Below are 5,722 nucleotides of genomic sequence, written 5' to 3' on the forward strand. Positions count from 1 at the left end.
GTGGCTATTACCGCATCAAAACCTTCTAATTTTCCTTCAACAAATGTTATTTTTGAGTTAAGTTCAGGTTGAATAGCAATCAAATATTTCGCTAAAAATTTCAATAAATGTTGGTCACTTGAGGAAGTTTTTACAAGCACATCATGACCAGAAATTAATACCGAAAGAAAATCATGAAAACCAACTAACGGAATATTTCCTGCTAAAACTAATCCAATTTTTTTAGGTGCTATTTTTGAAAAATCATACGAAGAAAGCCACTGATTTAGGTTGGTTTCAGATAAGGCTTTTCCCCAAGATTGAATACTAAAATAGACTTGCTCTGGAGTAAACCAACCATTGTGCGATTGTGATAATTCGATCAATGAAATGAAATCATCATAAAATAATTCGTTTTGTAACACCGTAGTTTCTTTAGTATTTTTTTCTAAAGAAAATTGGCGTAAAAAGTTTCCTAATTCAACAAAACTCGATTTTATTTCACTTTGTAACATCTGTAACTTGTATATATGTGGTTTACATTGTAATTTTGCACAAAAATAATATAATATGTCGAGAGTCTAACGTCTTAAAGTAAAAAGATTTATGACATTTGACTTTATGACATTTCAACATTAAGACAAAATAAAATGGCAATAATTATAACAGACGAATGCATTAACTGTGGAGCTTGTGAACCAGAGTGTCCTAATACTGCAATTTATGAAGGTGCTGACGACTGGCGATATAAAGACGGAACTAAATTAAGCGGAAAAGTAATTTTACCCGATGGTACTGAAGTTGATTCAGATGCGGCTCAAACACCTATTTCTGATGATATTTATTACATTGTTCCTGGAAAATGTACCGAATGTAAAGGTTTTCATGAAGAGCCACAATGCGCTGCCGTTTGTCCTGTTGATTGTTGTGTTCCAGATGATAATCATGTAGAAAGCGAAGAAACATTGTTAAACAGACAAGCTTTTTTACATAATGAGTAAAATTTAAGTTAAAAATACTCAGACTTAAATAATTAAAATAGAAAAATAACTTAAAATACACTTTGAGCCTTCGTGCCTTGGTGGCAATCTAAAATATGAAAGCAGGAATTGTAGGATTACCAAATGTTGGAAAATCAACTTTATTTAATTGTTTGTCAAACGCAAAAGCGCAAAGTGCTAACTTTCCGTTTTGTACTATCGAACCCAATATTGGTGTGGTAAACGTTCCTGATCCTCGTATTGCTCGTTTAGAGGAATTGGTAAAACCAGAACGTGTTCAAATGGCAACCGTAGATATTGTAGATATTGCAGGTTTGGTAAAAGGAGCAAGTAAAGGTGAAGGATTAGGAAATCAATTCTTAGGAAATATTAGAGAGTGTAATGCTATTATTCACGTTTTACGTTGTTTTGATAATGATAATATTGTGCACGTGGATGGTAATGTTAATCCAATTCGTGATAAAGAAACCATCGACATCGAGTTGCAATTAAAAGATTTGGAAACAGTTGAAAAACGTTTAGAGAAAACCAATCGCGCTGCGAAAACTGGAAATAAAGAAGCACAAGCCGAAAAAGCATTGTTAGACAGAATTCGTCACACTTTGATGGAAGCAAAATCGGCTCGTACGGTTGTTCCTCAAAATCAAGATGAAGTGGATTTGATGGAAGAATTTCAATTAATCACAACCAAACCTGTTTTATATGTGTGTAATGTTGACGAAGCTTCGGCAGTAAACGGAAACAAATATGTAGATCAAGTTCGCGAATTGGTAAAAGACGAACAAGCAGAAGTAATCATTCTTTCAGTAGGAGCAGAAGCCGATATTACTGAATTAGAAAGTTACGAAGAGCGTCAAGTATTCCTAGAAGATATGGGATTAACTGAACCAGGTTCGGCTGTGTTGATTCGTGCAGCCTACAAATTATTAAAATTACAAACATATTTTACAGCAGGTGTTAAAGAAGTTCGTGCTTGGACAATCAACATCGGAGATACTGCGCCAAAAGCAGCTGGAGTAATCCACACCGATTTTGAAAAAGGTTTCATTCGTGCAGAAGTTATAGCTTTTGAAGATTTCTCTAACTTCGGTTCAGAAGCTAAAGTAAAAGAAGCGGGTAAATTAAGAGTAGAAGGTAAAGAATACATTGTAAAAGATGGCGATGTAATGCATTTCCGTTTTAATGTGTAATTTTTGACAATATAGAAAATAGAGCTAAGAAATCGAGAAAAATCCGTTGAAGTAATTCAGCGGTTTTTTTGTTTGTAAATATGTCAATAAGTTATGGTGTTTCTTTTTTAAAAATTGGGCTAATTCGTATATATTAGCACAAAATCCAAATTCTGTTTATGTTAGATCAAAATCAATATACCGAAGACAATATACGTTCCCTTGATTGGAAAGAACATATTCGTATGCGTCCCGGTATGTATATCGGAAAACTTGGTGATGGATCATCGCCCGATGATGGTATTTATATTTTATTAAAAGAAGTATTGGATAACTGTATCGATGAATTTGTCATGGGTGCAGGAAAAACCATCGAAGTTACCATTAAAGACAAACTCGTAACGGTGCGCGATTATGGTCGAGGTATTCCGTTAGGAAAAGTGGTTGATGTAGTTTCCAAAATGAATACGGGTGGAAAGTACGATTCCAAAGCCTTCAAAAAATCGGTTGGTTTAAATGGTGTTGGAACCAAAGCAGTTAATGCGCTTTCCAATTTTTTTAGAGTAGAATCTGTTCGAGATAACCAACAAAAAGCGGCCGAATTTTCTGCGGGAAATCTAACTTTAGAAGAAGACGTACAAGAATCTACTAAGCGTAAAGGAACTAAAGTTTCCTTTATTGCTGACGAAGCGATTTTTAAGAACTACAAATATCGAAACGAGTACGTCATTAAGATGCTCAAAAATTACTGTTATCTAAATACAGGATTGACTATTTTTTACAATGGCGAAAAGTATTTTTCAGATAACGGATTGAAAGATTTATTAGAAGAAGCGATTCACGAAGACGATATGGTGTATCCAACAATTCATTTGTTGGGTGAAGATATCGAAGTGGCGATTACACATAGCAAATCACAATATTCAGAAGAATACCATTCGTTTGTCAACGGACAAAATACTACGCAAGGAGGAACGCATTTAGGTGCTTTTCGTGAGGCAATTGTAAAAACCATTAAAGAGTTTTACAACAAACCTTTTGAAGCGTCGGATATTCGTAAATCGATTGTTTCGGCAGTTGCAGTTAAAGTGGAAGAACCTGTTTTTGAATCGCAAACCAAAACCAAATTGGGTTCAACCGATATTGGTCCGAATGGCCCTTCGGTGCGTTCTTTTGTGAATGATTTCATCAAAACTAAATTAGATAATTTCCTACATAAAAATCCAGAAGTTGCCGATGCGTTATTGCGTAAGATTTTACAAGCCGAACGCGAACGTAAAGAACTTTCCGGAATTAGAAAATTAGCCAAAGACCGTGCTAAAAAAGCCAGTCTGCACAATAAAAAATTACGCGATTGTCGTGTGCATTTAACCGATGCTAAAAACCCAAGAAGTTTAGAAAGTACGCTTTTTATTACCGAGGGAGATTCGGCTTCGGGTTCCATTACAAAAAGTCGTGATGTGAATACGCAAGCGGTTTTTAGTTTACGGGGTAAGCCATTGAATTCGTATGGAATGACTAAGAAAATTGTGTACGAAAACGAAGAATTCAATTTATTACAAGCGGCATTAAACATTGAGGAAGACATGGGCGATTTGCGTTACAATAATATCGTAATCGCAACCGATGCCGACGTTGATGGAATGCACATTCGCTTATTATTGATTACGTTTTTCTTGCAGTTTTTTCCAGAGTTGATTAAAGACGGACATTTGTATATTTTACAAACACCTTTGTTCCGTGTGCGAAATAAAAAAGAAACAATTTATTGTTATTCCGACCAAGAACGTGTTGATGCCATTGAAAAGCTAAAACCAAAACCAGAAATCACCCGATTCAAAGGATTAGGGGAAATTTCGCCAGATGAGTTCAAGCATTTCATTGGGCAAGACATTCGATTGGATCCTGTTATGTTAGATAAAGCCACTTCAATTGAAACCTTGTTAGAGTTCTACATGGGTAAAAACACCCCAGACCGACAAGAGTTTATCATTAATAATTTGAAAGTGGAATTGGATGTGGTGGAGAAAAATTAGTATTCAGTGTTCAGTTTTTAGTGAGCAGTGATTTAAAGTAAAAAAGCATACTGAAAATAATTCAGCATAAAAATGAAAGACGAAGAAGAAGAAAACATCATTCCAAACGAAGACGAAAATTTCGATTATCAAGACCATTCTAATAACGAGGAAGGTTTTGATGATATTCACGTTTCAACGGGCCATCATTTTTACGAAAATAACGAAAACCCAGAAGACACCATTACCAAGGTTACAGGAATGTTCAAAGATTGGTTTTTGGACTATGCTTCCTATGTAATTTTGGAACGTGCTGTTCCTGCTATTGAAGATGGTTTTAAACCGGTTCAACGTCGTATTATGCACTCGTTAAAAGAGTTGGATGATGGTCGATATAACAAAGTGGCGAACATCGTTGGGCACACCATGCAGTATCACCCTCATGGAGATGCGAGTATTGGTGATGCTATGGTACAAATTGGGCAAAAAGACCTAATCATCGACATGCAAGGAAACTGGGGAAATATCTTAACAGGAGATAGTGCTGCTGCTTCCCGATACATTGAAGCCCGAATTTCAAAATTTGGTCACGATGTGTTGTATTCTCCAAAAATTACCGAATGGGGAATGTCATATGATGGTCGTCGTGCCGAGCCAATTAATCTTCCGGTGAAGTTTCCATTGCTGTTGGCACAAGGAGCCGAAGGCATTGCCGTAGGTTTATCGACAAAAGTATTACCGCACAATTTTAACGAACTAATAGATTCTTCTATCAAAATATTAAAAGGGAAACCTTTTACCTTATTTCCCGATTTTCCAACGGCTGGAATTGCTGATGTTTCCAATTATAATGATGGATTACGCGGTGGTCGTGTTCGTGTGCGTGCAAAAATTGGGCAATTTGACAAACAAACTTTGGTTATTACTCAAATTCCATTTTCAACCAATACGTCGACGTTAATTGATAGTATTTTGAAAGCCAACGAAAAAGGGAAAATCAAAATCAAGAAAATTGAAGACAATACGGCTGCTGAGGTTGAAATTTTAATTCATCTTCCGCCGGGCGTTTCTCCTGATAAAACCATTGATGCGTTGTATGCGTTTACCGCTTGTGAAACTTCGGTTGCGCCTCTAGGTTGTGTAATTGAAAACCACAAACCGCTGTTTATTGGCGTTTCAGATATGTTGAAAATTTCGACCAACAGAACGGTTGATTTGCTTAAACGTGAACTTGAAATTCAGTTAGACGAATTAGAAAATAAATGGCATTTCTCAACTTTAGAAAAGATTTTCATTCGTGAAGAAATGTACATCGACTTCAAATTGTATTCCGACAGAGAATCGTTGTATAAATATATGTATGACCGATTTGAGCCGTTTTTAAAATCATTTGTTCGGGAGATTAATGACGATGATTTGCAAAAATTGACGCAAATTCCAATGATTCGTATTACGCGTTTCGACTCGGATAAAGCGGATGATGCAATTTCGAAATTGGAAGCCGAAATGGAACAAGTGAAATACCATTTGGACCATATTATTGAGTACACGATAGATT

General features: G+C 35.8%; 5 protein-coding genes. 4 read left to right on the forward strand and 1 reads right to left on the reverse strand.

Going from position 1 to position 5,722, the window contains the following annotated elements:
* Positions 1-494 (reverse strand): acyl-CoA reductase (locus ACIQZC_RS08505; RefSeq protein WP_396138804.1); only part of this gene is annotated, 494 nt, incomplete at its 3' end.
* Positions 495-629: 135 nt separating this feature from the next.
* Here ACIQZC_RS08505 and ACIQZC_RS08510 point away from each other — a divergent pair.
* The 4 genes from ACIQZC_RS08510 to ACIQZC_RS08525 form a co-directional block, all read left to right on the forward strand.
* Positions 630-980 carry a 4Fe-4S dicluster domain-containing protein gene (locus ACIQZC_RS08510; RefSeq protein ID WP_396138805.1) on the forward strand — a complete coding sequence of 117 codons (351 nt, stop codon included), beginning with the start codon at positions 630-632 and terminating at the stop codon, positions 978-980.
* Positions 981-1,075: 95 nt separating this feature from the next.
* Entirely contained in the window at positions 1,076-2,170 is a 1,095-nt protein-coding gene (gene ychF / locus ACIQZC_RS08515) for a redox-regulated ATPase YchF (protein ID WP_396138806.1), read from the forward strand.
* A 158-nt stretch (positions 2,171-2,328) separates the two neighbouring features.
* Positions 2,329-4,185, forward strand: coding sequence for a DNA topoisomerase IV subunit B (locus tag ACIQZC_RS08520; RefSeq protein WP_396138807.1), 1,857 nt, complete (start codon positions 2,329-2,331; stop codon positions 4,183-4,185).
* Between the two features lie 72 nt (positions 4,186-4,257).
* On the forward strand, positions 4,258-5,722 hold a 1,465-nt coding region (locus ACIQZC_RS08525; RefSeq protein ID WP_396138808.1), incomplete at its 3' end, for a DNA gyrase/topoisomerase IV subunit A.

The organism is Flavobacterium sp. (assembly GCF_044338735.1).
In the GTDB taxonomy this organism is placed as follows: domain Bacteria; phylum Bacteroidota; class Bacteroidia; order Flavobacteriales; family Flavobacteriaceae; genus Flavobacterium.

What these genes read in the sequence shown, in the direction of transcription:
- ACIQZC_RS08510 (WP_396138805.1), top strand. Translation starts at nt 630, where the DNA reads ATGGCAATAATTATAACAGACGAATGCATTAACTGTGGAGCTTGTGAA.
- ychF (WP_396138806.1), top strand. Translation starts at nt 1,076, where the DNA reads ATGAAAGCAGGAATTGTAGGATTACCAAATGTTGGAAAATCAACTTTA.
- ACIQZC_RS08520 (WP_396138807.1), top strand. Translation starts at nt 2,329, where the DNA reads ATGTTAGATCAAAATCAATATACCGAAGACAATATACGTTCCCTTGAT.